Genomic DNA, 23,722 nt, shown 5'->3' on the forward strand with positions numbered 1-23,722 from the left:
ATTATTTAAAGAAGAAAAACAATGGCATTATTGCAAAGCCAATTGGAATTAATACCCCAAATACCCAAACACCGATTGCTCTGACAATTCCAATATATCTTCTGTGGTTAAAACCTAAAGTTTGGAATGCAGATTGGAAACCGTGAATTAAGTGGAACGCCAAAGCTGCCATCGCAATAACATACAAAGCTACCAATGCAACATTTTTGAAAGCAAAGTCAACTTGCTTGTACAAATCTCTTGCTTTTACGATTTGAACATTGTTTTCTACCGTTTCTTGGTAGTCATGAAATTCAGATGCTTGAAGTTCTCTCGCTGTGGTTTGCCCTGTTGCCAAATCAGTACGGTATTCGATGTACGGCACTTCATCATTGTGAAACTTCCACCAAAAATTAGACATGTGTGTCGCTAAGAATACTAAAATGACAGTACCTAAGATACCCATGTTGCGTGAATTCCACTTGCTGTTTGCTTGACCATCATATTTGGCATAACCAATAGGACGGGCGGCCTTGTTTTTCATCGACAATGTAATAGCATAGATGACGTGAACAATTACCGAAGCATACAATAAGTAAGAAACAACTTTGATTGGTGTAAAGTGAGTCATAAAATAGGCGTACTTGTTGAACGCTAGACCCGCATCATCTTTAAATAATTGCAAGTTACCAACCAAGTGAACAACTAGGAATAAACATAGGAAGATTCCTGTTAAGCTCATGATTAGCTTCTTCCCAATCGAAGAACTGAAAACTGGCTTTGATTTACTCATTATCCTTGTAATTTAATTTTAATTAGGCAAATCTACTATTTGCTATTAAATATGATACCATTTTGACAAGAAAAAGCAATAATTTAGAACGGTTCTAAAGTTTATTCAAATAAAAAGTCCGTTTTGAAAAAAAACGGACTTTCGAACGGTATAGAAACGCAGCTTAACCTGCTATAGAATACTAAATAATCTGTAGCCTAAACCGATACTCCACATATTGATTTTTGGATTAGCCTGACTCTCATTGTTGACTTTATTTAAGCCCATTTCATAACGGAGATCTATGCGCAAACTGGAAACATCAGCACCTACACCAAATGCCCATGAAGTACCACTCTTTTTATAGTTATTTGGATTTAATTGATCAATGAATTTAGCCTGCTTGTCATCTACATTAAATGAAAATATTGGACCAGTTTGAATCCGTGCGCCAATCGGTCCCAAACCAAAACGTTTACCCAATAAAACGGGAACATCAATACTGGTGAATTTAACATTAGTGGTAGTTGTCGAGCCATTTTCATCCTTTCCATTAACAGTCGTGTTTTTACCTGTTAAATATAACTCAGGTTGAATATGGAAACCTAATACACCAACACGGCCATAAAGGCCCGCTTGGTAGCCAGCTTTCGTGTCAGAATTGAAATATTTGCCATCGCTTTTAAGCTTTGAGAAGTTTAACCCTCCCTTAACACCCACCTCAAATCCAGGTAGAAGCTGCGCCTGTGCCGTTGCTACGCTACCACAAATCAAAAGTAATGCTGGTAAAATCTTTTTCATAATCTTTTATTTATGTATATATTGTATCTTTAAAGAAACTTTTACAGTTCAGTAAAGATATACAAATTTTATACCTAAATCTTAGTTATGCTGAAAATTAACGAAGAACAATGGCAAGTAGCCAAAGAAAAACTCCGTCGCAAGTACAATCATTTAAGTGACGAAGATTTAGCTTTTCAAGCAGGAGAAGAAGATAAGTTGATCAGTAGGTTGTCTTTGCGTTTGCGGCGGAAGCCTTCCTATATTTTATTTACAATAGGTAAAGAGATTCAGGATATCAGTAGCAATAGATTATGAGTAATACCATTAGCTGGAGCGATTTTGAGAAGGTGGATTTGAGGGTAGCAACAATTTTGGATGCGCAGGATTTTCCAAAAGCGAAGAAACCGGCCTATCAATTGAAACTCGATTTTGGTGATAAGATAGGTATACTGCAAAGCAGTGCCCAGATTACGGTACACTACAGCAAAGAAGAACTGATCGGAAAACAAGTCGTTGCAGTCGTGAATTTCCCCAAAAAACAGATCGCTAATTTTTTTTCGGAATGCTTGGTGACCGGTTTTCCAGATGAAAATGGGGATATTGTTTTGACTTCTGTTGATAAAAAATTACCAAATGGATCTAAACTTAGCTAAGTTTGTGTCATGACATTTCTAGATTTTGAAGGAACACAACTGATCGATAGCGATGAATCTTTTATGCGTATGGCATTGAACGAAGCAAAGATGGCATATGAAGAGGGAGAAGTGCCTATTGGAGCAGTTATTGTTCATCGCGGGCGCGTAATAGGGAGGGGGCATAATTTGACACAACGATTGAATGATGTGACAGCTCACGCAGAGATGCAGGCATTTACAGCAGCTGCGAATTATCTTGGTGGTAAATACCTGGATGAATGTACTTTATATGTCACCATAGAGCCTTGTATTATGTGTGCTGGAGCAGCTTATTGGACACACATCGGGAAAATAGTGTATGGAGCAAAAGACGAAAAGCGCGGTTATTCACATTTTCATGATAAAATATTGCATCCCAAAACGGTAATTTCACACGGTGTTTTGCAAGCAGAATGCGCTGATTTGGTAAAATCATTTTTTCGTCAAAAACGGTAGTAAGATATTGAATTTATTGTAACACATAAAAACATAACGTTATATATTGTGTTATATTTGTATATATAAACAAAGTAATAATCATTTAAATTAAAATAGATATGGCATTTGAATTAGAAGCGTTACCATACGCAGCCGACGCATTGGAACCACATATTGATAAGACTACAATGGAAATCCACCATGACAGACACCATCAGGCCTATGTGGATAATTTAAATAAAGCAATCGCAGGCACAGACGCAGAGAATCTATCATTATTGGATATCATCAAAAATGTAAGTAAATATTCTGCAGCTGTACGTAACAACGGCGGTGGCCATTATAACCACTCTTTGTTTTGGAAAGTTCTGGGTCCAAACGCTGGCGGAGCTCCAACGGGTGAATTAGCTGAAGCAATCGATGCTACTTTTGGTTCATTTGATGAGTTGAAAAAACAACTTCAAGCTGCTGGAGCCACTCGCTTTGGATCTGGTTGGGCTTGGTTAATCGTTGATGCTGATGGAAAATTAGCGGTAACTTCTACACCAAATCAGGATAATCCATTGATGGATGTTGCTGAAGTGAAAGGTACACCAATTCTAGGTATTGACGTTTGGGAGCACGCTTATTATTTGAAATTTCAAAACAAGCGTCCAGCGTATCTGGAAGAAATTTTTAATGTGATCAATTGGGATGCCGTAGCGCAGAACTATGCCGCATCAAAATAAAACTTCATTTGATAATAAAATCAGAAAAGCGACAATTCAATTTATTGTCGCTTTTTTTCTGAAAGTTTCCCGCGGTATTAGCTATGAAGAATCTTCAGTTCGCTCTACTTGCTGTTTGTATCTAAGGTATCGCGAAGATTTATTTCAGTAAACTGAGTCTATTTTACATATTATTTGGATTTGTGCAGCATTGCTGATAAAACTAGTACGACATCTATCGTGTACAAACAAATAGACAACTATGCATATGAAAAATTTTCTTATAATTTTTGTGGCACTTGTTACCTTTACATCCTGTCAGGGGCAGAAACCGCAGACCAAGCAAGAGGACTTCTCTAAATTGCCATTAAAAAATGCGGCTAAGCTGGATACAGCGACATTTGCCGCGGGCTGTTTTTGGTGTACCGAAGCACAATTTAAAGAACTGAAAGGTGTTGTAAATGTTGTGTCAGGATATACCGGAGGATGGACCAAGAATCCGACATATGCCCAAGTTTGTAGCGGGAGCACCGGGCATGCCGAAGCAACTCATATTATTTTTGATCCCAATCTGATCAGTTACGATAAGCTATTAGAGGCATTTTTTGTAGCACACGATCCTACTGAACTTAATCGACAAGGAAACGACGTTGGTACGCAATATCGGTCAGCTATATTTGTGCATACTAAAGAACAGCTTGACAAGACCCGGTATTATCTTTCGGCTTTGGAAAAAGAAAAGGTTTTTAATAAACCTATTGTAACCGAAGTAGTTCCGGCAACGATATTTTATCCGGCAGAAGACTATCATCAAGATTATTACCGCTTAAATGGAAAGGAACCTTACTGTCAATTGGTCATTAAACCGAAATTGGAAAAATTTAAACGTATCTTTTCCAAGGTGGTAAAAGAGGGACAGTAACTTTGGGTATTCATAATATTTAAGGTAATTTTACGCTATTAGCGCTATTTAGTGTCAAGTCAATAAGTTGAAATCATGTTCTTTCATACCAAATAATAGGTTGGATAGACTTCATGATTAATAAATAGTGTTTTTGATTGAATAATAAATACTTGTAATATGTCTAAAGGATTTTTTACAGTTCCTGTTCCTACCAATGAACCGGTGTATACTTACGCTGTCGGAACAAAAGAACGCAAATTGTTGAAAGCAGCAATTGATGAGGCACGTTCAAAACAGATCGATATCCCAATGTATATTGGCGGTAAAGAAATCACTACTTCTAAAAAAGTAACAATAGCTCCTCCACATGACCATCAACATATTTTAGGTCAATACAACCAAGGTGATAAATCTCACGTAACAGACGCAATCAATGCCGCTTTAACAGCAAAAAAAGATTGGGAAAATCTTGCATGGGAAGATCGTGCGGCGATTTTCTTAAAAGCTGCTGAATTGATTTCAGGAAAATACCGTTATGAGCTGAATGCTGCGACGATGTTGGGGCAATCTAAAAACCCCTATCAGGCAGAAATCGACTCAGCATGTGAAATCACTGACTTTTTGCGCTTTAATGTGCAATACATGACTGAGATCTATAAGCAACAACCTCCTATTTCAGGAAAAGGTGTTTGGAACCGTGTGGAACAACGCCCTCTGGAGGGGTTCGTATTTGCATTAACCCCATTTAATTTTACAGCTATCGCAGGTAATTTACCTTCATGTGTCGCCATGATGGGAAATGTCGTGGTATGGAAACCATCCAATACACAGATCTATTCGGCGAATGTACTAATGAAGATCTTCCGTGAAGCCGGACTTCCCGATGGAGTTATTAACTTGGTATACGTTTCTGGTCCTGATGCAGGTGATGTGATTTTCCAACACCCTGATTTTGCAGGTATTCACTTCACAGGTTCAACAGGAGTATTCCAGGATATCTGGAAAACGATTGGTAATAATATTCACCGATATAAAACGTATCCACGTATTGTTGGTGAGACAGGTGGTAAGGATTTTATCGTTGTTCATCCCTCGGCAGATCTGAAAGTTGCTAATACGGCATTGGTTCGTGGCGCCTTTGAATACCAAGGTCAAAAATGTTCAGCAGCATCACGTGCCTATATTCCTAAATCATTGTGGCCTGCATTGAAAGAATCTATGACGAACGATGTGAAGTCATTTACAATCGGTGGAACAGAAGATTTTACAAACTTTATCAATGCTGTTATTGATGAGAAATCATTTGATAAATTGGCAAAATATATCGATAGAGCTAAAGAATCTACTGATGCAGAAATTGTAGTCGGTGGTACTTACGATAAATCTAAGGGCTATTTCATTCATCCAACAATTATTGAAGCTTCAAAGCCAGATTACGAGACCATGGTTGAAGAGTTGTTCGGGCCAGTTTTGACTATATATGTTTACGAGGATGCTCAGTTTGAAGAAACATTAGCTATCGTCGACAAAACTTCCATTTATGCTCTGACAGGTTCCATTATTGCACAGGACCGTTATGCTATCAATTTAGCGACAGATAAATTAAGACATGCTGCGGGTAACTTCTATGTGAATGACAAATGTACTGGTGCTGTCGTAGGTCAACAGCCTTTTGGTGGTGCTAGAGGTTCTGGTACAAATGACAAAGCCGGGTCAATGATCAACTTGCTTCGTTGGGTGTCTCCACGTACAATCAAAGAGACATTTAATCCGGATACAGATTATAAATATCCTTTCTTGGAAAAAGGAGAATAAGGAAGCGAAGCTACCTTGATAAATGGAAAAGAACGCTTAAAGCGTCCTTTTCTATTTTTAAAAGAATTTCACTTCTCTACGCACATTTATTCTATTTGCATAGGATTAATTTTTATTATAGCATTAGGCGCGTTCAGCGAATTTTTTAGTGCGTTTGATTGTGAACATAATAGTATTCGATTTCTTGTAGCTTTACGGACTCAGTCTTTGAACTTTTTAACCTTGTGGCAAGGTTAAAAATAGGTCCTATAAAAAAGTAGCCATCCTATACAGAATGGCTACCTACATTATACTAATTTTTACAGCAACTAGTCTTCGTTTTCCTCGACGTTAAGCATAGGATCTTCTCCTGTTACTTCGGCGCGGATTTTTCCCTCAAGTTCATCCATTAAATCAGGATTGTCGAATAACAAGGATTTGACAGCATCCCGGCCTTGTCCTAGTTTCGTGTCACCATAGCTAAACCAAGAACCTGCCTTTTTTATGATGCCGTATTCAACACCTAAATCGATGATTTCACCGACCTTAGAGATACCTTCACCAAAAATGATATCAAATTCTGCGATACGGAATGGAGGGGCTACTTTATTTTTTACGATCTTAACTTTTACGCGGTTACCCGATACTTCATCAGAGTCTTTGATTTGTGATGTACGACGGATATCTAAACGAACAGAAGAATAGAATTTAAGTGCGTTACCACCCGTTGTCGTTTCTGGGTTCCCAAACATTACACCAATTTTTTCACGCAACTGGTTAATGAAAATACAACAGCAGTTTGTTTTTGAAATTGTACCCGTCAGCTTACGTAAAGCTTGGGACATTAAACGAGCTTGAAGTCCCATCTTAGAGTCACCCATCTCACCTTCGATTTCGCCTTTTGGTACCAAAGCTGCAACGGAGTCAATAACAATAACGTCGATTGCTCCAGAACGGATTAGGTTATCCGCAATTTCTAAACCTTGTTCACCGTTATCTGGTTGAGAAATCAATAAATTCTCCACATCTACGCCTAATTTTTGAGCGTAGTATTTATCAAAAGCATGTTCAGCATCGATGATAGCTGCAATACCGCCTTTTTTCTGTGCTTCGGCAACAATGTGTGTTGCTAAAGTAGTTTTACCTGAAGATTCTGGTCCATATATTTCAATGATACGGCCTTTTGGTACACCACCTATCCCTAAGGCGATATCCAAACCAAGAGATCCTGTAGAAATAGCCTCGATAGGCTCAACAGCAGTATCTCCTAATTTCATAATTGAACCTTTTCCAAAGTTCTTCTCTAATTTATCTAACGTCAGCTGTAACGCTTTTAGTTTATCTGTGTTGCTCATATTTTTAGTATATATTTCTCAAAATTAAAAATTAAAAATCATAAACCAACTATTATTCACTAAAAAAATTAGCTTTTTATTTCTAGCTTATCCGAAACACTTTTGATACGATGATTTTTTTCGAAATATTTGCACATATAAGTGATCGGGCATTTCTCGCAGCGTGGTTTTCGGGCTAGACAGATGTATCGTCCATGTAAAATTAGCCAATGATGCGCAATCGCAATCGTATCTTTAGGCAAGTTTTTCACCAACTGTTTTTCTACGGCCAACGGCGTTGTGGCGCGATAGGTTAGGCCTAAACGATTTGCTACACGAAAAACATGTGTGTCTACGGCCATCGCTGGATTATGGTAGACGACAGAAGAAATGACGTTAGCAGTTTTTCGACCAACGCCCGGAAGTTTCACAAGATCCTCGATTTTTTCCGGCACCTTATTGTCGAACTGCTCAAGCAGCATTTTAGCCATGCCGACAAGGTGTTTAGCTTTGTTATTCGGATAGCTTACCGATCGTATATAGCTAAATACTTCTTCTACGCTAGAAGCTGCCAAACTATGTGCATCGGGATAGCGCTCAAACAATTTGGGCGTAACCTGATTGATCCTTTTATCTGTACACTGTGCAGATAAAATAACCGCAACAAGTAATTCAAATGCATTACCATAATTGAGTTCTGTCTGTGCATCAGGACTATTTTTGGAGAAATAATCTACGAAAGCCTTGTATCGTTCTTGTTTTAACATTGCTTCAAAACTAGCCAAAATTTCCATCAAAAAAGAAATTTTGGAATGCATTACATGGGGAATAATCTACCCTTAGATTGCAAGGTGCAAAAAAACTGTCGCTGGTTTAGACCAATTGTTACTAGCGATGTAAGTTTAAAAAAGAAAGGCCTAATCTCGAGATTAGGCCTTTCTTTTTTCCAGTTGTTTAGAATATGCGAGGATATTCTTAATACATCTTTTGCTTGGATGAAGCAACATTTTTGGTAATTGAAGTTTCAATTCATTTTCAATGTCCTCGTCTGTCATTACCTTTTCATTTTGGGTGATCAAATTTTGAACTTCGTTTTCTGATTGGGTAAAATTTTCTACCATAAGCATCTTGTGTTTTGTCTCTGTAAGTTAAATAATTAAACGGACAAAAGATGGTTTTGGTATAAAAAACGAGAAAATATTTATTTTTTCTTTCTATTGGTATATTCCTCTGCTTTAATGATGGCATTATAGGCATTGACAATACCTCCAGTGACGGATATATCGGCTAAGCGAACCGTTTTTGTTGCATCTTCACCAACTTTCACGCGTACCAGTTGGTCTGGCTTTTCCACAGATTCCATAATAATCTTTTTGGTCTCCACAGCACTTAAAGTTGGATAATAAGAACGGATCATTGCGGCTAAACCGGCAACAACGGGAGCAGCCATACTAGTACCCTGTTCTTCTTTATACTTCGAATCCGGTATGGTTGAATTGATGCGCACACCAGGTGCAAAAACATCGACAGTTTTTTTGCCATAATTGGAAAAATCCGCAAGAAGTTCGTTGTCCAGGTGGAGGCCAGTTGCACCTACTGTGATCCAAGCATTGGCAACTCCGGTTGTATCCCCTTTTGCATCAGTATAATATTTCATCGGAAAATTAGGCTCAATATCGTTATCTTCACTGTCATTCCCTGCGGCATGGATCATCAATACATCTTTTGATTCAGCATATTTGATTGCATCATCTACCGTCTGTTTATTATAGGTGTAACCCTTTCCGAAGCTCATATTAATTACTTTTGCGCCGTTGTCTGTTGCATAGCGAATCGCATTTGCCACATCTTTATCGCGCTCATCACCATCAGGGACAAGTCTAACGGTGAGTATCTTAACATTGTCTGCTACTCCGTTAATACCAATGTTGTTATTACGTTTTGCACCAATAATTCCCGCCACATGGCTTCCATGTAATGCGTCTGGCCCTTTCACATCGGCATTACCATAGTATCGCTCCGAAGCATCTTCGTAATCATCACCAACGATAGGTCGAGAATTGTACGTTTTATTTAAATGGTAATCTACCTGGTTATTGAAATATTTTGCGCCTTCGGTAATATCATCGAAAAATTTGGCAAAACCACCATTTTGTATTTCATCTTTTGCATAGCCAAGTGCAATCCGTTGGGTGCTCGAGGTTGCTTTAAAATTGTCTATATCTTCTTGCGTGATGTCTTCGGGTTTCTTGCCGATTTCACGCACGACAGCATCTATATTGCGTTTAAGCGCGTCATATGAAAACTGTCCCATTTTCGCTTCTTCGAGTTTGTTTTTATATTCAGCAGTCATCTTTCGATAGTTGGCGAAGGCTTTTCGGCCTACGTCATTGAGCTCAGATGCAGCTGTGATGTTAGCAAATTTTTGATCCAATGCCTTAAGCAGCCTTGTCAATTCCAAGTTGTCAAACTGAACATTCTTTCCATCAGCGTTTCCAATAAAATTCCAGCCGTATTTATCGTTGATATAACCATTGCCATCATTGTCCACACCATTGGCGAGAGTATCTTTGGTATTGATCCACACCACATCTTTGAGATCCTCATGATGAATATCCACCCCACCATCCAGTACACCAACAATGACTGGGATAGATTTTTTCCCTTTCAACAAAGTTTTATATGTTTTTTCGGTACTGATTCCCATAACCCCATCCGTTTTATAATCCAGATTGAACCAATTTGCTGGAATGGTATCCGACTGCCCGAAAGAAAAGAGGGGTAAAGCGCCTAAAGTAATGAGATATAGTGATTTCTTTAAATTCATATGCAAATAATTATTGATAAGGTGTCTGCACTCATTTTTTTCAATGAAGCTATGACACCATGATAAGCTATTCTGTTTATATTAAATTTTCTTCCTGCGCATGTTCTTCCTACGCAGGTAAGTGCAACAACACCCGACTGAAGTAGGATAGCAAAGATAATGCTAATGGCTCTTCTGAAACTGTTAATTTTTATTAAAAGTGCCTATAATCTATCCCTTCACGCCGAACTGTTGAAGAAATATCTTAAATTCAACCCATTTATAAACAAATTCTGTTTTACTCCAGTGAAACAGTCCGTTTCCTAAAAAGAGTTCATCAAAATAGCATATTAAAAGAGCATGCAACACCATAAAAAAATATATTGGCCTAACGTGATGGCCCCAAAAGCAGCTGTTTATCCCCATATCAGAAAGGTACATAATGATACTGTTCAAGATGATTATTACTGGATGATCGATTACTTTAAAAAGGGAGAAAAAGCGCAAGAAGTGATTGATTATCTAGAGGAAGAGAATTCTTATACCAACTTGATGCTTGAAGATACTGCGCACCTGCAGGAAGATCTATTTCATGAACTTAAATCCCGTATTAAAGAAAAAGATGAGTCAGTGCCTTATTATAAAAACGGCTACTATTATTATAGCCGGACAGAAGAGGGAAAACAATATTTTAAATTCTGTCGGAAAAAGGGTACACTCGATGCCGAAGAACAAGTATTGCTTGATGTAGACCAGCTTGCTCAGGGACATGCATATTACACAGCAAAAGGATTTTCAGTGAGTCCGGATAACCGGTTGCTCGCTTTTAGTGTAGATACCGTTTCCCGTAGAGAATATACCATATATGTGAAGGATCTGGAAACTGGAGCAATTTTCCCCGATCAGATAAGGAATACCGAGGGGGCGGCAATTTGGGGAAATGATAACCTAACCCTTTTTTATACCGCAAAGAACCCTATTACGTTGCTCAGTGAAAAGATTATGCGGCATACATTGGGAAGTGATCCGGCTTCGGATGTGGCTGTTTATGAAGAAAAAGATAACACAAATTATATTGCAGTTGGTAAATCGAAAAATGGAAAATATATCTTTATCAACTCGGAGGGAACATTATCCTCGGAAATCTGGTTATTGAATGCGGATTTCCCGCAGTCAGCATTTCGTGTTTTTCAGCCTAGGATTCACGATGTTCTTTATTCTGTTGTTGTATTGGAAGATCGGTTTTTAATTCTTACGAATGATGGGGCTATTAATTTTCGAATCATGCAATGTCCATTGGATCGCACCGAGCGTATTCATTGGCAAATATTCTTAGACCATCGACCAGATGTATTGATCAGTGATATCGAAGAATTTAAGGATTTCTTGGCGATTGCTGAACGGAAAAATGGATTGACCCAATTGGCAATTTATAATTTAAGGAGTAAGCATCAGCACTATTTGGATTTCGGAGAAGTTGCCTATACGGTATACCCGGGTATTAATGTTGAATACAACAGTGATAAGTTACGATATGGTTATACCTCTTTAGTGACGCCAAATTCGGTTTACGAGTATGATATGGCCGAACAGCGTAAAGTATTATTGAAGCAACAGGAAGTTTTGGGGGGGTATGACCAAGCAGCCTATATTACCGAACGTATCTTTGCTATTGCAAGAGACGGTGTTCGGGTACCTCTATCTATTGTATATAAGAAAGGAACCAAACTGGATGGCACAGCCCCTTTATTGCAATATGCATATGGCTCCTATGGGGCTTCGATGGATCCTACTTTTTCAAGCAATAGGCTGAGTTTACTGGATCGTGGATTTATCTACGCCTTGGCACATATTAGAGGTGGAGAAGAAATGGGGCGTCAATGGTATGAAGAGGGAAAAATGATGCACAAGATGAATACCTTTTATGATTTTGTGGATTGTGGTCAATATTTGATTGACCAGCATTATTGTACATCGGAACATCTCTATGCGCAAGGGGGGAGTGCCGGAGGTCTGCTAATGGGAGTAGTTGCTAATATTGCACCCGAGCAATACCATGGCATTATAGCTCAGGTTCCTTTTGTGGATGTTGTGAATACGATGCTGGACGATACAATACCGTTGACGACAAATGAATATGATGAATGGGGTAATCCAAATGATGAGGAGGCTTATTTTTATATGAAAAGCTATTCGCCTTACGAGAATATTGAACCGAAAGAGTATCCAAATTTGCTTGTTACCACAGGGCTACACGATAGTCAGGTGCAGTATTTTGAACCGGCTAAATGGGTGGCCAAACTGCGTGCAACAAAAATTGGGGATGCGGTTTTACTCTTGAAAACAGATATGGATTATGGCCACGGTGGAGCCTCTGGTCGGTTTGACTATTTAAAGGAAATCGCATTGGAATATGCTTTTCTCTTTAAATTGGAAGGAATTATTCCAGACTATGCAAACGAACAATAAAAAAAGCGGTATTAACCGCTTTTTTTATTGTTGAGCATGATTAATACTATCCTGTTGTTTTTGTAAACGCTCTTCTCTTTCGATTTCTCTCGAATCTATCTGATGCTGTTGATAATTGTCCATTGCCACTTTACTGGCTTTCTGCGACACGTATATAGCCAATATGGCAACGATAGTAATGATTGCTATCCCCCAGGCATACTTATGCTTGTCTTGTTTAACGAGCCAATACATAAATACAATGTAAGGGACCGCAAAAATAATATAGAAAATTAAACTCGGTGACATATTATTCTCCATTAAATGATCCTTACAAAAGTATCGTTTTTGACTAAAAATAACGAACCTATAGAGAAAACAACAATTTCAATTGATAAAGCGTTAAACCTTTATCTGTTTTATTGTTAAATTAACATCGCTAATATGTGCAGTATAGTCCCGTATTGTTGCGGATTAATCGCTTGAAAATGAAGCTTACATAGTAGCCTTTATGTTAGATTTTGAATTTTTAATTTTTGCAAAAAATCAATGAGAATATTGTGGAAAAGAAAAAAATATTTTTATACATTTGCATCGTCAGAAACAATTGACAGATCATAAAAAAATGAAACAGAACAAAAAGAAAGATTATTCTTATACGCAAACTTTTGAAAAGTTTATGAAGAAGGTCTTCTGTGCTTTCATTTTCGTAGAAATACCTGTTTTACGCTTCCGACGACCCATACTACCTCGGGCTTGATTTGAGGTAGTGAATCTTTCCAAGTAAGACCATGATTGTCCGATGGTTTTGAATCCGTTATTTTAATTTATTTAGTCAACAAAACACGGCGGTAGTTGTTGTTTTATTATTAGGGTCGTAAGTCAATGACTATATCAGATTTTTTAATTATCCCGGCTAAACCTGAGCATGCACATTATGCAGAGGTTATTTGCGACGAAATGTTCGAGTCTGCAAAGGCTCGTGGCACTGGTATTGCGCGTCGTAAACCAGAGTACGTTGCCAACAAAATGAATGAAGGTAAAGCAGTGATTGCTTTACATAAAGATGGCCGATGGGCAGGTTTTTGTTATATAGAAACTTGGGGACATGGTGATTATGTTGCCAACTCCGGTCTGATTGTCAATCCCGAATTCCGAAAAGTAGGTTTGGCCAAAGCAATCAAAAAAAGAGTCTTTGACCTTTCTCGTGAAAAATACCCCAAAGCAAAGATTTTTGGCTTGACAACGGGATTCGCCGTAATGAAAATCAATTCGGAATTGGGTTACGAACCGGTTCCATATTCCGAACTGACTACAGATGATGAATTCTGGAAGGGCTGCCAGAGTTGTGTCAACTATGAGATCCTGATGAGTAAAGACCGTAAAAATTGTATGTGCACAGCCATGCTTTGGGACCCGGAAGAAAAAGAGCGTGAATTGCGTGAGAAGATCCAGCGTAAGCATGAAGCCAAGGAACGCTTGGAAAGAATTACACAAAAACAATCTTTGTTAAAACGTATACAGGCGAAGTTCTGGAAATCGGCAAACAAGTTTGCGTCTATCAATTTGTCTAAGCACAATAAAGTCGCAAAGGGATTTTGATAAGTTTAATAGGAGCGATTTGATGTCATACATCGTTCTCCGCAATTTCATACATAGTATGTCAACTGGCTTAGCAGCCATTGAAAATAAATAATGAACAGTGATGAAACAGCAGGCTTCAGGCTTAATTAAAGCCGGTCGCTTAAGAAGAGTTTCAGCATAATAAAAAAACAATTTATCTCAATGAAAAAAGTAGTTTTAGCATTCAGCGGAGGATTAGATACTTCGTTTTGTTGTATTTATCTTACGCAAGATTTAGGTTTAGAGGTTCATTCCGTCGTTGTAAATACAGGTGGTTTTTCGGATGAAGAATTGAAGAATATTGAGGCACGTGCTTATGCATTAGGTGTAAAATCACATACGGCGATTGACGAAACAGCAGACTATTACCGCGAAACTATTAAATACTTGATCTTCGGTAATGTGCTAAAGAATGCGACTTACCCATTGTCAGTGTCTGCCGAGCGTGTATGTCAGGCTACTGCTATCGCAAACTATGCAAAGCAAATCGGCGCTGAATGTGTCGCCCACGGCTCTACAGGTGCAGGAAATGATCAGGTGCGTTTTGATATGATTTTCCAGACGTTAATCCCAGGGGTTGAAATTATTACGCCTATTCGCGATCTACAATTGTCCCGCGAAGCAGAAATAGAATATTTGAACAAACATGGGGTTGAATATTCCGCCGAAAAAGCGAAATATTCGATCAATAAAGGACTTTGGGGTACCTCTGTTGGTGGAGCAGAAACATTGACATCCAATCAATATCTGCCAGAATCGGCTTGGCCGACTCCAGTGACTTCTTCAGAACCACAGCAAATTACAATAGATTTTGAAAAGGGCGAGCCAGTAGCTTTAAACGGAGAAAAAATGGCTTCTGTTAAGGTCATTCAGGAATTGCAAGCTATTGCTCAACCTTATGGAATCGGTCGTGATATTCATGTCGGAGATACCATCATCGGTATCAAAGGGCGTGTGGGTTTTGAAGCCGCAGCTTCAGTGATTCTAATTAAGGCACATCACACCTTAGAAAAGCATACCTTAACCAAATGGCAATTATCCTGGAAAGATCAGATCGCTGCTTTCTACGGTAATTATATGCACGAAGGTCAGATGCACGATCCGGTGATGCGCGATATCGAAGCATTCTTACAATCCTCACAAGAGACTGTGACTGGCCGCGTGATAGTTGAACTTCATCCATATCGTTTTGTAGTTATCGGTGTGGAGTCTGAGCATGACTTGATGTCTAATAAATTTGGTAGTTACGGTGAAATGAATAAAGGTTATACAGGTGACGACGTGAAAGGTTTCTCCAAAATTTTTGGAAATCAAACGATCATTTGGCACAAAGTGAATCAAAAATAAACCATGTTTTATGCAATGTATTTTCCCCTATGACGAAATTAATAGAAAAAAATGCATTGCATAACATTTTAAAGCATACCTAAATACTAAATTCAAGAAAATGATAAGAGTTGGGATAATTGGTTCGGCAGGATATACCGGTGGTGAGTTATTACGTGTGTTGATTTACCATCCTGAGGTGGAAATCGTATTTGCCAATAGTGCTTCTAATGCCGGAAATAAGTTATATGAAGTACACAATGATTTATTCGGAGATACGGAATTGACGTTCTCCTCTGATTTTCACTCTGATATTGATGTCTTGTTTTTATGTGTTGGCCATGGCGATGCACGTAAATTTTTGGATGCAAATGCAGTTGATGCATCTGTGAAGATTATTGATCTTTCACAAGATTACCGGCTCCGGGCAAATACGGCTTATCAAGGACAGCAATTTGTATATGGGCTTCCGGAATTAAACAAAGAAGCAATCAAGATCGCACAATATATTGCAAATCCAGGATGTTTTGCAACAAATATACAGTTGGCGCTGTTGCCATTGGCTAGTAAAGGTTTGTTGCCAAATCAGCTTCATGTCAATGCAACTACTGGGTCTACGGGAGCGGGACAGAAACCAGGAGCGACGACACATTTTTCTTGGCGCAACAATAATCTTTCGGCCTACAAGTCTTTTGAGCACCAGCATTTGCAGGAAATTTCCGAGTCGCTGGATCAACTTCAAGCGGGGTTTTTACCTGTGTCCAGCAAGTCATTACTGGAACGTGCCGCTGAAAGAATTAATTTTGTGCCGCAGCGTGGTGATTTTGCCAGAGGAATTTTTTCGGCAATTTATGTTGATACGGACTTGTCCGAAGAAGAGGCTTATGAAGTGTATGAGACGTATTATGCAGCCCACCCTTTTACGCATGTCAGCAAAAAAAATATCGACCTCAAGCAGGTTGTCAATACGAATAAAAGTATTATCCACCTCGAAAAGCATGGAAACAAGTTGCTTATTTTAAATGCAACAGACAATCTGCTGAAAGGGGCGTCTGGACAGGCGGTGCAAAATATGAACTTAATGTTCGGTTTAGATGAACGTACAGGATTAAATTTAAAGAGCGTTGGTTTTTAACTAATCAGCTCAGTGATAACCTTACAATCGATGTAATGTTATTAACATAGTTATTAACATCATGTGGAAAAGTGAAGAGTCAAGCCCTTCACTTTTTTTATGCATTGGTCATTTGTAGTACAAATCTTGGTGGTTTGATACGTTTTATCTCCTTTTCTCATCAATCGATTACAGCTGGAATCTTCTTCTTTTTATGGCTGTTTTTTTACACAATCGATTGATATACATTTGATTTCTTTTTCTCTAAATCTAACCCTTATCTTCATCCAATAATCCGGCTCAGGAACCGATACCATCCTTATTCAATAGTAAAGTGAAGGATAGCTTATACGTCAAATTTCAGAACGGATATAGCAGTTGGGCGATGTGAGGGCTTCGGGTATAACGGTAGCTTAAATTCATGGAAAGCATGAATGACCAAGTTGGTATACTAATCTGTGCATATATACATTGATAAATAAAATATGAAAAGAAAACACTTTATCCAGTACTTCTTTATGGGGGCCTTATTCTGTGGGTCAATTTCGAGTATCGCGCAGACAGCGCAACAGACTTTTACAGTTCCGCTTGCAGGCAATGCTTTCATTACCGCAGGACAAACTGGTAATGCAGAGATTTCTGGTCGAAATGGTCTTGTGAGATGGTCCAGCGAAAAAGAAGTGGCATCGGTCTATTTTAGAGCACAGAAAGCAGGGAAGTTAACACTAAAGCTGAAAGCAAAAAATGATGGTGGTAGATCTAAAATCGAAATCGCAGCATTGGGAAAAAAAGCGATCGTAGATGTAGAAGGTACTGAACTATCGGAAACAGCTGCTTTATTAATTGATATCAAGGTTCCAGGTTATGTACAGGTCAACTTAACAGGAGTAAGTAAATCAGGTCGTCGCTTCGCCGATGTAACAGCATTAGTTGTTAGTGGAGAGGCTGCATCCAATGGTCTTATCTACTCGAGTGATCCCGAATATTATTACTGGTCCAGAAGAGGGCCTTCCTGCCATTTAAATTACACAGTACCTACAGCAGGCAATGTCAGCTACTATTATAATGAGGTGACGGTTCCTCCAGGAGAAGATAAAGTTGGTTCCTATTTTATGGCCAACGGTTTTGGAGAAGGATATTTTGGTATACAGGTAAATTCGGAAACAGAACGGCGTATTCTTTTTTCAGTATGGAGTCCATTCCATACGGATGATCCGAAAAGTATTCCGGAGGAACAGAAAATCCATTTGCTGAAAAAAGGAAAAGAGGTGCATTCCGGAGAATTTGGCAACGAGGGTTCTGGCGGACAGAGTTACCGCAAGTATTTTTGGAAGGCGGGGGTAACCTATAAGTTTCTCTTGAAAGGAGAGCCCGATGGAAAAGGAAATACTGATTATACCGCTTGGTTTTTTATTCCGGAAGAGAATGCCTGGAATGTGATTGCAAGTTTCAAACGCCCACAAACGAATACCTATCTGAAGCGATTCCACAGTTTCTTGGAGAATTTTAGCCCTAATCAAGGGTATCTAGGTAGAAAGGTTGAGTTTGGCAATCAATGGGTATATGATGGGCAGTGGAAGGCTGTTCAAGAGGCGTCATTGAGTGTCGACAATACGTACCGTGCTAATCAGCGAATTGATGCAATTGGTGGTATAACAAAAAATGGTTATTTTCTAAAAAATGGTGGTTTCTTTAATGAAATCGTTAAGCCAGGAAGCAAATTTGAATTTGTTAATAAGGGAAAAGCTCCAAAAATTGACTTTGATAAATTACCTTAAAACCTATGTTTAATTTTCTTTTAAATATTTAGTAATCAATGGGCGCGGTTGGATTAAAGTTGAACAGGGGATTTTTACAGGAGCGTTGGATGCCCAATATCATTATAAATATGATCTGCAATTTAGAGATGGCAAAACTCGATTCGAACCCATTTTTGATTGTGTAAAATATGGCTCCAGTACAACGTTAAGTTTAGTTGGAAAGAAAACATTCGGATCAGGGGCAAGCGGTCTTTTTACTGAAGAAGGAAAAATAATTAGTAAAAGAGAGGTGCTGCTAATTGACAAAAATGTAACTGAATTTATTCATTCGTTGAAAGAAAAAATTTCATCAATTACTAGTAATAATTGGTAAAAAATAAAAGAGTCGCATCAAAATGCGACTCTTTTATTTTTTAACCTCTATTTCTCAATGAGCTTAATATCTCGTTCTACCGAAACATTATCACCTGTAATTGCATTACCTTCTTTGTCTACTAAAGTCAGTTTTACTTTAGTATCGCCTAATGGTAAGCCTTTTATTTCATAAGGCCCCCATTTATCCAATGTAAATGTCTGCCCGTTGATATCCGCTACGACCTTATTTCCATCTGGTGCAAGTTTAGTATTGACCAAGTAAAAATCCAACAATAGATTTTTTGTTTCATCACCCTTGTACTCACCTTTAGGTCGAGAATAGAATAGCGACGGTTCCTTTGGCATTGCATCCGTTGTCAATTTACCTGTGGCATCAATTTTAAATTTTACCAACTTAGACGCTTCAGTAGTTTTTATGGACTCATGATACGATCTCGATAAAAAAGAGAGTAGATAATGCTCCGAATTTAACGCTACAGTCACGGAGTGCTCTGGCTTATAAAGAGCCGTGTAAGGTTTATTATCTAAAATAAAATGAATGTGTTGTCCATCGTGTGAGTTTGCCATGTGAGTAGCATGGGCATCATCGGTCATTTCAGTCAACTTGAAATTTTTAATTGCATATTTTACCGATACTTTTGCGGAGTCAGTACCTACCTTTTCCGAACTGATCGATGCTATCTGTAGATCAGCTCCAGGAAATTCTTTGGAATCTGCAATTGGGCTAACCGTGATAGCGTCCATTTTTTGTGCGGTATTGGTATCAATACTGCTGCTTGAGTCAGCCCCATCTGTACTTTTTGTAGAAGAGTTGTTACATCCGATAGCGCCTGCCATCAACGCTAATGCAGCAGTAATACCTGTAATTCTGTAATACTTCATAATTTTTCTGTTTAATTTTTTAATCACTCAGCATCTTAAGTAACAGTTGGTATGCATGTTTTGTTTGTAATAAGGTTAAAAATAGGTCTTTTTCAATACCGATTTAGGAATAATCTACTGTGAAATAAATAATCTTAAAAAAATAGTCATATTAGATGTAATAAATCAATATGCTGAAATGTCTTGATGATATAAAAGGCGGAGGTGATATTGAGATGGTGCAAGAGCCGATTAGAAATTAAAAACAGAATAAATCTCAATATTGATGATAGCATGAACCAAGAGCAATTTAAAAATACCGTTTTCATCCATAAGGATAAGCTATTTCGCTTCGCGAAACGGATCTTGGTCGATGATGATGAAGCTTTTGATGCAGTACAGAATGTGATGATGCGGTTGTGGCAATTGAAAGATCAGTTGCTTCAATATAAAAACATGGAAGCTTTCTGCATGCAGAGTGTAAAAAATGAGGCATTAAATCGGATTAAAAGAGGTAAGGTTAGATCGGATTATGTCAATCAATATCAGGCGGTTTCGACAACAGAGTATACTATTGGAAATACAAAGGAGATTATTGTCAAGATGATCAATTCACTCCCAGAAAAACAACGCCTTGTCATGCATCTACGCGATGTTGAGGACTATGACATTGATGAAATTGCTGAGGTATTGGAGATGGGCGAGTCGGCAGTGCGGGTTAATCTGATGCGCGCAAGACAAAAGGTGAAAGAGCAGCTGACAAAATTATTCGATTACGAAACCGCGCGTATTTATTCCGACAGAAAATAGCTGTTATGGTTTCCAAATCAATGAACAATAAGATATAGCGTGATGGAAGATAAAAGGTTAAAGGAATTGAAAGACAAATACTTTAATGGGCAGTCGTCATTAGAGGAAGAAAAAGAATTGAAAAATTCGGAGGATTTCTTTTTTCAATCATTGAACGAAGAGAAGAATCTTAAGATGGAATGGTCCTTCGAGGATTTTGAAAGCAACATCAACGAAAGTAAAAAGGGGAATATGTGGTGGAATGATAGCTGGATAAAATACGCAGCAGCGGCAGTGCTTTTGATGAGTATTGGGTTAGCATTATTTCTAAACCAGCAATCAGCAATACAATCGCCTTTGCTCGCGAAAAAGGAAATAAATGATCTCAAACCAGCTGACAATGGGCCGGTCGGACATCAGCGCACAGAAATAGTGCATCCTCATACTGAGGATAGGATCCAGGTAATTAAACGTACTAAAACATTACAGACAGCTGAGACAGTCAAACGTCCAAAAATTGGAAAACAAACCGAAAGTCGGGCAGTGAAGAAGGAAGTAGCAACTGAAAGTTTGGAATCGGAAACGTCCTATCAGGCAGATTATGTTGTCTTGAACGGTAAGCCTGTCGCTAACGAACAGGAAGCCGTCGAATTGACGTTAAAGTCATTAGGCCTGCTGGCAAACAACCTGGAAAATGGCGTAGATAAAGCAATGAATATAAAACAAATGTCAATAACGATTAACTAAAATAATATGAAAGGTTTTTTAATAGCTTGCCTTCTACTTGTAGCAAGTATGGCAAATGCACAAATTTCAAAATTGGATAAGCTCTTTGAACAATATCAGGGAAAGAAAGGTGTAACAACACTTAAAATCGGAGCACCGATGTTCAAACTGTTGGGCAATTTAAAAATAGACGATGATGATATGCAGACCATCAGCCCGCTGCTAAAGAACGTTAAATCGCTGCGTATGCTCATCGTTGAGGATGGTGAAGATAAAGCCTTGACAGATATTATTCGGGGGGCGGTTTCCAACTTAAAGTATGAGGAACTCATGTCGCTCAATAGCGAAGGTCAGGATATCCGGTTTATGGTGGAAAATATGTCTGTAAATGCCGATATTTTAAACAATCTTCTACTTACAATCAATGGAGATGGACAAAATCTATTTATGATCCTTGATGGGGAAATACCGTTGAAAGACGTAACTAACTTGGTCAATGAAGGCAATAATAAAGCTAATAAGAACAAAGGCGATAACGAGAAAAAATAAGAATTATGAAAAGATTACTAACCTTGTTATGTCTCGTTGGCGTTCTATTGTCCATGCAGTCCTGCATGATAAAAAAAACGTCCAATATGGATTTCATCAGTCGGTCTAATGTCTCTGACAAGGCCGAGATTGTTGCCATCAATTTACCGATGTGGTTAACAAAACCCTTTATGAAAAAAGCGTTAAAGGATGAAAGCGATGAAGACGCTCGAGCCATGGCCGCGATTGTAAAGAACTTAAAAAAGTTCAGAATGCTGACGCTTTCCAATAATGATAAAACGAAGAACGCACGCATTTTGGACGACTACCATAAGTTTTTAAGGAAGAATAAATTTGAGGAACTTTTGGTTGTCAATACCGATGGACAAGAAATATCATTGAACGCCCGTATTGATAAAAACAATGTCATTCAGCGTGTTTCCCTACTGGTCCACGACAATGAAGACGAAAGTGTATTCATGGATATCAAAGGCAAGTTTTCATTGGATGAACTTATCGCCGGACTGAATAAGATGAAGTCTAAAGATAAGAAGTTGGCCAACAAACTTTAATAAGGCCGCTGATTCCATAATCCATCCTTACTCATCTATAAAAAAATGCCCTCTAAGCATATGGCTAGAGGGCATTTTTTTATAGATAGCAAAGTCTTTATGCGCTGAAAACAATATCCAAAGCATCAAAAATATGTTGTTTTGCCTGGTCAAGGTCTGCTTTCGTATGTGCGTCAGAGACAAAACCAACTTCATATCCAGATGGCCCAAAATAAACACCACGATTTAATAATTCGCGGTGCATTACTTTATACGATTCCATTGATTTAGGATCGATCTCACTTGCTTTTTGAATTTCTTGCTGTTCTGTAAATGCAAACCAAAAAATAGAAGCTACGTGGAAAAGTTGAACTTTATACCCTTTCTCGGCAATGTAAGCACGCATATCATTGACGAAAGCTTCTGTTTTGGCATTTAAATTTGTGTAAAAATCTTTTTGAGCTAAGATGCCCAATGCTGCAATACCGGCAGCCATGGCAATTGGATTGCCAGATAAAGTTCCGGCTTGGTAAACGGCACCGTCAGGAGAAATACAAGCCATTAACTCTTTCGATGCACCATAAGCTCCAACAGGCATTCCGCCACCAATAATTTTCCCGTAGGTGATAATATCCGGTTGTATATCATAGTAAGCTGAAGCACCTTCAAAGCCGATGCGGAATCCGGTAATCACTTCATCCATTATCAACAACGCACCATTTCCTTTGGTGATCTCACGCAAGAAGTGAATATATTCCTTGGACTGCAACAATAATCCATTGTTTGCAGGGATACCCTCAATAATAACTGCTGCGATCTGATCTTTAAATTCTGCAAATGCAGCTTCTAAAGCTTGCTTATCGTTTAATTCAATAACGATGGTTTCATCTGCAAATGCTTTAGGAACACCCGCTGAGGATGTCTCGCCAAAGGTGACCAAACCCGAACCAGCTTTCACCAAAAGGGAGTCGGAGTGCCCATGATAACAGCCGTCAAATTTGATGATCTTATCCCGTTTTGTGTAGCCTCTAGCCAAACGTATGGCAGACATTACTGCTTCAGTTCCCGAACTCACAAAGCGAATTTTTTCAATAAATCTATTGTTTTCAATAATCAATTCAGCCAATTGGTTTTCCAATGCCGTAGGAGCGCCAAAGCTTAATCCTTTGCCTAGTTGCGCGGCTACAGCCTCTCGAACCTGCTCATTGTTGTGCCCTAAAATTAATGGGCCCCATGAGCAGCAAAAATCGATAAATTCATTCCCATCAGCATCCCAAAGATGTGCTTTATCACCACGTTCAATAAATAATGGGGTACCATATACAGATTTGAAAGCCCTAACGGGAGAGTTTACGCCTCCAGGGAAATATTGTTTTGCTTTTTCGAATAGCTCAGCAGATTGTGCTCTTGATATATCAGGTGCTTGCATA

Annotated in this window: 24 protein-coding genes; 15 read left to right on the forward strand and 9 right to left on the reverse strand. The window is 38.5% G+C overall.

What is annotated here, in order from left to right; genetic code table 11:
• Position 1 precedes the first annotated feature (1 nt).
• Complete coding sequence (locus B2W36_RS09925; RefSeq protein ID WP_209577750.1) at positions 2–772, reverse strand: succinate dehydrogenase cytochrome b subunit; 771 nt, start codon at positions 770–772, stop codon at positions 2–4.
• Positions 773–943: 171 nt separating this feature from the next.
• Positions 944–1,552 (reverse strand): porin family protein, encoded by a 609-nt coding sequence (locus B2W36_RS09930; protein ID WP_293884683.1) that lies wholly within the window; start codon positions 1,550–1,552, stop codon positions 944–946.
• Between the two features lie 87 nt (positions 1,553–1,639).
• Between B2W36_RS09930 and B2W36_RS09935 the strand changes: the two genes are divergently transcribed.
• The 6 genes from B2W36_RS09935 (at position 1,640) to pruA (ending at position 6,072) form a co-directional block, all read left to right on the forward strand.
• The gene (locus B2W36_RS09935) at positions 1,640–1,849 is read left to right on the forward strand and encodes a hypothetical protein (RefSeq protein ID WP_293884682.1); all 210 of its coding nucleotides are present in this window, start codon (positions 1,640–1,642) and stop codon (positions 1,847–1,849) included.
• On the forward strand, positions 1,846–2,187 hold the full coding sequence (locus tag B2W36_RS09940; protein WP_293884681.1) for a tRNA-binding protein: 342 nt from the start codon (positions 1,846–1,848) through the stop codon (positions 2,185–2,187). The genes B2W36_RS09935 and B2W36_RS09940 overlap by 4 nt, the downstream gene beginning before the upstream one ends.
• Before the next feature lie 9 nt (positions 2,188–2,196).
• Positions 2,197–2,664: a nucleoside deaminase gene (locus tag B2W36_RS09945; RefSeq protein WP_293884680.1), complete on the forward strand. Its 468-nt coding sequence runs from the start codon at positions 2,197–2,199 to the stop codon at positions 2,662–2,664.
• A 101-nt stretch (positions 2,665–2,765) separates the two neighbouring features.
• Entirely contained in the window at positions 2,766–3,374 is a 609-nt protein-coding gene (locus B2W36_RS09950) for a superoxide dismutase (RefSeq protein ID WP_293884679.1), read from the forward strand.
• Between the two features lie 247 nt (positions 3,375–3,621).
• Positions 3,622–4,275, forward strand: coding sequence for a peptide-methionine (S)-S-oxide reductase MsrA (gene msrA, locus B2W36_RS09955; protein ID WP_293884678.1), 654 nt, complete (start codon positions 3,622–3,624; stop codon positions 4,273–4,275).
• A 159-nt stretch (positions 4,276–4,434) separates the two neighbouring features.
• On the forward strand, positions 4,435–6,072 hold the full coding sequence (pruA, locus tag B2W36_RS09960) for an L-glutamate gamma-semialdehyde dehydrogenase (RefSeq protein WP_293884677.1): 1,638 nt from the start codon (positions 4,435–4,437) through the stop codon (positions 6,070–6,072).
• 308 nt (positions 6,073–6,380) lie between these two features.
• On the opposite strand, the gene recA is transcribed toward pruA, so the two are convergent.
• The 4 genes from recA to B2W36_RS09980 form a co-directional block, all read right to left on the reverse strand.
• Positions 6,381–7,406, reverse strand: coding sequence for a recombinase RecA (gene recA, locus B2W36_RS09965; RefSeq protein WP_209577765.1), 1,026 nt, complete (start codon positions 7,404–7,406; stop codon positions 6,381–6,383).
• 68 nt (positions 7,407–7,474) lie between these two features.
• Complete coding sequence (nth, locus tag B2W36_RS09970) at positions 7,475–8,152, reverse strand: endonuclease III (RefSeq protein WP_293884705.1); 678 nt, start codon at positions 8,150–8,152, stop codon at positions 7,475–7,477.
• A 162-nt stretch (positions 8,153–8,314) separates the two neighbouring features.
• Complete coding sequence (locus B2W36_RS09975; protein WP_209577767.1) at positions 8,315–8,506, reverse strand: hypothetical protein; 192 nt, start codon at positions 8,504–8,506, stop codon at positions 8,315–8,317.
• Between the two features lie 80 nt (positions 8,507–8,586).
• On the reverse strand, positions 8,587–10,212 hold the full coding sequence (locus B2W36_RS09980; protein ID WP_293884676.1) for a S8 family serine peptidase: 1,626 nt from the start codon (positions 10,210–10,212) through the stop codon (positions 8,587–8,589).
• Positions 10,213–10,551: 339 nt separating this feature from the next.
• Here B2W36_RS09980 and B2W36_RS09985 point away from each other — a divergent pair, with 339 nt between their 5' ends.
• Complete coding sequence (locus B2W36_RS09985) at positions 10,552–12,660, forward strand: S9 family peptidase (protein ID WP_293884675.1); 2,109 nt, start codon at positions 10,552–10,554, stop codon at positions 12,658–12,660.
• 24 nt (positions 12,661–12,684) lie between these two features.
• Here the strand turns inward: B2W36_RS09985 and B2W36_RS09990 are convergent, their stop codons facing one another.
• Complete coding sequence (locus B2W36_RS09990; RefSeq protein WP_293884674.1) at positions 12,685–12,948, reverse strand: hypothetical protein; 264 nt, start codon at positions 12,946–12,948, stop codon at positions 12,685–12,687.
• A gap of 576 nt (positions 12,949–13,524) precedes the next feature.
• On the opposite strand from B2W36_RS09990, the gene B2W36_RS09995 reads away from it, so the two are divergent.
• The 4 genes from B2W36_RS09995 to B2W36_RS10010 all read left to right on the forward strand — a co-directional run bounded on the left by B2W36_RS09995 (position 13,525) and on the right by B2W36_RS10010 (position 18,480).
• Entirely contained in the window at positions 13,525–14,241 is a 717-nt protein-coding gene (locus tag B2W36_RS09995) for a GNAT family N-acetyltransferase (RefSeq protein ID WP_209577775.1), read from the forward strand.
• Between the two features lie 183 nt (positions 14,242–14,424).
• Positions 14,425–15,609 (forward strand): argininosuccinate synthase, encoded by a 1,185-nt coding sequence (gene argG / locus B2W36_RS10000; protein ID WP_209577777.1) that lies wholly within the window; start codon positions 14,425–14,427, stop codon positions 15,607–15,609.
• Between the two features lie 100 nt (positions 15,610–15,709).
• Complete coding sequence (argC, locus tag B2W36_RS10005) at positions 15,710–16,723, forward strand: N-acetyl-gamma-glutamyl-phosphate reductase (RefSeq protein WP_209577779.1); 1,014 nt, start codon at positions 15,710–15,712, stop codon at positions 16,721–16,723.
• A 464-nt stretch (positions 16,724–17,187) separates the two neighbouring features.
• On the forward strand, positions 17,188–18,480 hold the full coding sequence (locus B2W36_RS10010; protein WP_293884673.1) for a DUF3472 domain-containing protein: 1,293 nt from the start codon (positions 17,188–17,190) through the stop codon (positions 18,478–18,480).
• A gap of 402 nt (positions 18,481–18,882) precedes the next feature.
• Here B2W36_RS10010 and B2W36_RS10015 read toward each other — a convergent pair whose 3' ends face one another.
• Complete coding sequence (locus tag B2W36_RS10015; RefSeq protein WP_293884672.1) at positions 18,883–19,719, reverse strand: hypothetical protein; 837 nt, start codon at positions 19,717–19,719, stop codon at positions 18,883–18,885.
• A 273-nt stretch (positions 19,720–19,992) separates the two neighbouring features.
• On the opposite strand from B2W36_RS10015, the gene B2W36_RS10020 reads away from it, so the two are divergent.
• Genes B2W36_RS10020 through B2W36_RS10035 form a run of 4 tightly spaced genes read left to right on the forward strand, consistent with a single transcriptional unit; the run spans position 19,993 to position 22,313 of the window.
• Positions 19,993–20,508: an RNA polymerase sigma factor gene (locus tag B2W36_RS10020; RefSeq protein WP_293884671.1), complete on the forward strand. Its 516-nt coding sequence runs from the start codon at positions 19,993–19,995 to the stop codon at positions 20,506–20,508.
• Between the two features lie 42 nt (positions 20,509–20,550).
• Entirely contained in the window at positions 20,551–21,234 is a 684-nt protein-coding gene (locus B2W36_RS10025; RefSeq protein ID WP_293884670.1) for a hypothetical protein, read from the forward strand.
• Between the two features lie 6 nt (positions 21,235–21,240).
• Positions 21,241–21,762, forward strand: coding sequence for a DUF4252 domain-containing protein (locus B2W36_RS10030; RefSeq protein ID WP_209577788.1), 522 nt, complete (start codon positions 21,241–21,243; stop codon positions 21,760–21,762).
• 5 nt (positions 21,763–21,767) lie between these two features.
• Complete coding sequence (locus tag B2W36_RS10035) at positions 21,768–22,313, forward strand: DUF4252 domain-containing protein (RefSeq protein WP_293887617.1); 546 nt, start codon at positions 21,768–21,770, stop codon at positions 22,311–22,313.
• 97 nt (positions 22,314–22,410) lie between these two features.
• Here B2W36_RS10035 and hemL read toward each other — a convergent pair whose 3' ends face one another.
• Entirely contained in the window at positions 22,411–23,721 is a 1,311-nt protein-coding gene (hemL, locus tag B2W36_RS10040) for a glutamate-1-semialdehyde 2,1-aminomutase (protein ID WP_293887618.1), read from the reverse strand.
• Position 23,722: the final 1 nt, after the last annotated feature.

The sequence above is a fragment of the Sphingobacterium sp. UBA3549 genome (assembly GCF_002376635.1).
In the GTDB taxonomy this organism is placed as follows: domain Bacteria; phylum Bacteroidota; class Bacteroidia; order Sphingobacteriales; family Sphingobacteriaceae; genus Sphingobacterium.

Bases quoted from the DNA above. Each gene is read 5' to 3' on its own strand.
- B2W36_RS09925 (WP_209577750.1), bottom strand. From the start codon at position 772: ATGAGTAAATCAAAGCCAGTTTTCAGTTCTTCGATTGGGAAGAAGCTA.
- B2W36_RS09930 (WP_293884683.1), bottom strand. From the start codon at position 1,552: ATGAAAAAGATTTTACCAGCATTACTTTTGATTTGTGGTAGCGTAGCA.
- B2W36_RS09935 (WP_293884682.1), top strand. From the start codon at position 1,640: ATGCTGAAAATTAACGAAGAACAATGGCAAGTAGCCAAAGAAAAACTC.
- B2W36_RS09940 (WP_293884681.1), top strand. From the start codon at position 1,846: ATGAGTAATACCATTAGCTGGAGCGATTTTGAGAAGGTGGATTTGAGG.
- B2W36_RS09945 (WP_293884680.1), top strand. From the start codon at position 2,197: ATGACATTTCTAGATTTTGAAGGAACACAACTGATCGATAGCGATGAA.
- B2W36_RS09950 (WP_293884679.1), top strand. From the start codon at position 2,766: ATGGCATTTGAATTAGAAGCGTTACCATACGCAGCCGACGCATTGGAA.
- msrA (WP_293884678.1), top strand. From the start codon at position 3,622: ATGAAAAATTTTCTTATAATTTTTGTGGCACTTGTTACCTTTACATCC.
- pruA (WP_293884677.1), top strand. From the start codon at position 4,435: ATGTCTAAAGGATTTTTTACAGTTCCTGTTCCTACCAATGAACCGGTG.
- recA (WP_209577765.1), bottom strand. From the start codon at position 7,406: ATGAGCAACACAGATAAACTAAAAGCGTTACAGCTGACGTTAGATAAA.
- nth (WP_293884705.1), bottom strand. From the start codon at position 8,152: ATGTTAAAACAAGAACGATACAAGGCTTTCGTAGATTATTTCTCCAAA.
- B2W36_RS09975 (WP_209577767.1), bottom strand. From the start codon at position 8,506: ATGGTAGAAAATTTTACCCAATCAGAAAACGAAGTTCAAAATTTGATC.
- B2W36_RS09980 (WP_293884676.1), bottom strand. From the start codon at position 10,212: ATGAATTTAAAGAAATCACTATATCTCATTACTTTAGGCGCTTTACCC.
- B2W36_RS09985 (WP_293884675.1), top strand. From the start codon at position 10,552: ATGCAACACCATAAAAAAATATATTGGCCTAACGTGATGGCCCCAAAA.
- B2W36_RS09990 (WP_293884674.1), bottom strand. From the start codon at position 12,948: ATGTCACCGAGTTTAATTTTCTATATTATTTTTGCGGTCCCTTACATT.
- B2W36_RS09995 (WP_209577775.1), top strand. From the start codon at position 13,525: ATGACTATATCAGATTTTTTAATTATCCCGGCTAAACCTGAGCATGCA.
- argG (WP_209577777.1), top strand. From the start codon at position 14,425: ATGAAAAAAGTAGTTTTAGCATTCAGCGGAGGATTAGATACTTCGTTT.
- argC (WP_209577779.1), top strand. From the start codon at position 15,710: ATGATAAGAGTTGGGATAATTGGTTCGGCAGGATATACCGGTGGTGAG.
- B2W36_RS10010 (WP_293884673.1), top strand. From the start codon at position 17,188: ATGAAAAGAAAACACTTTATCCAGTACTTCTTTATGGGGGCCTTATTC.
- B2W36_RS10015 (WP_293884672.1), bottom strand. From the start codon at position 19,719: ATGAAGTATTACAGAATTACAGGTATTACTGCTGCATTAGCGTTGATG.
- B2W36_RS10020 (WP_293884671.1), top strand. From the start codon at position 19,993: ATGAACCAAGAGCAATTTAAAAATACCGTTTTCATCCATAAGGATAAG.
- B2W36_RS10025 (WP_293884670.1), top strand. From the start codon at position 20,551: ATGGAAGATAAAAGGTTAAAGGAATTGAAAGACAAATACTTTAATGGG.
- B2W36_RS10030 (WP_209577788.1), top strand. From the start codon at position 21,241: ATGAAAGGTTTTTTAATAGCTTGCCTTCTACTTGTAGCAAGTATGGCA.
- B2W36_RS10035 (WP_293887617.1), top strand. From the start codon at position 21,768: ATGAAAAGATTACTAACCTTGTTATGTCTCGTTGGCGTTCTATTGTCC.
- hemL (WP_293887618.1), bottom strand. From the start codon at position 23,721: ATGCAAGCACCTGATATATCAAGAGCACAATCTGCTGAGCTATTCGAA.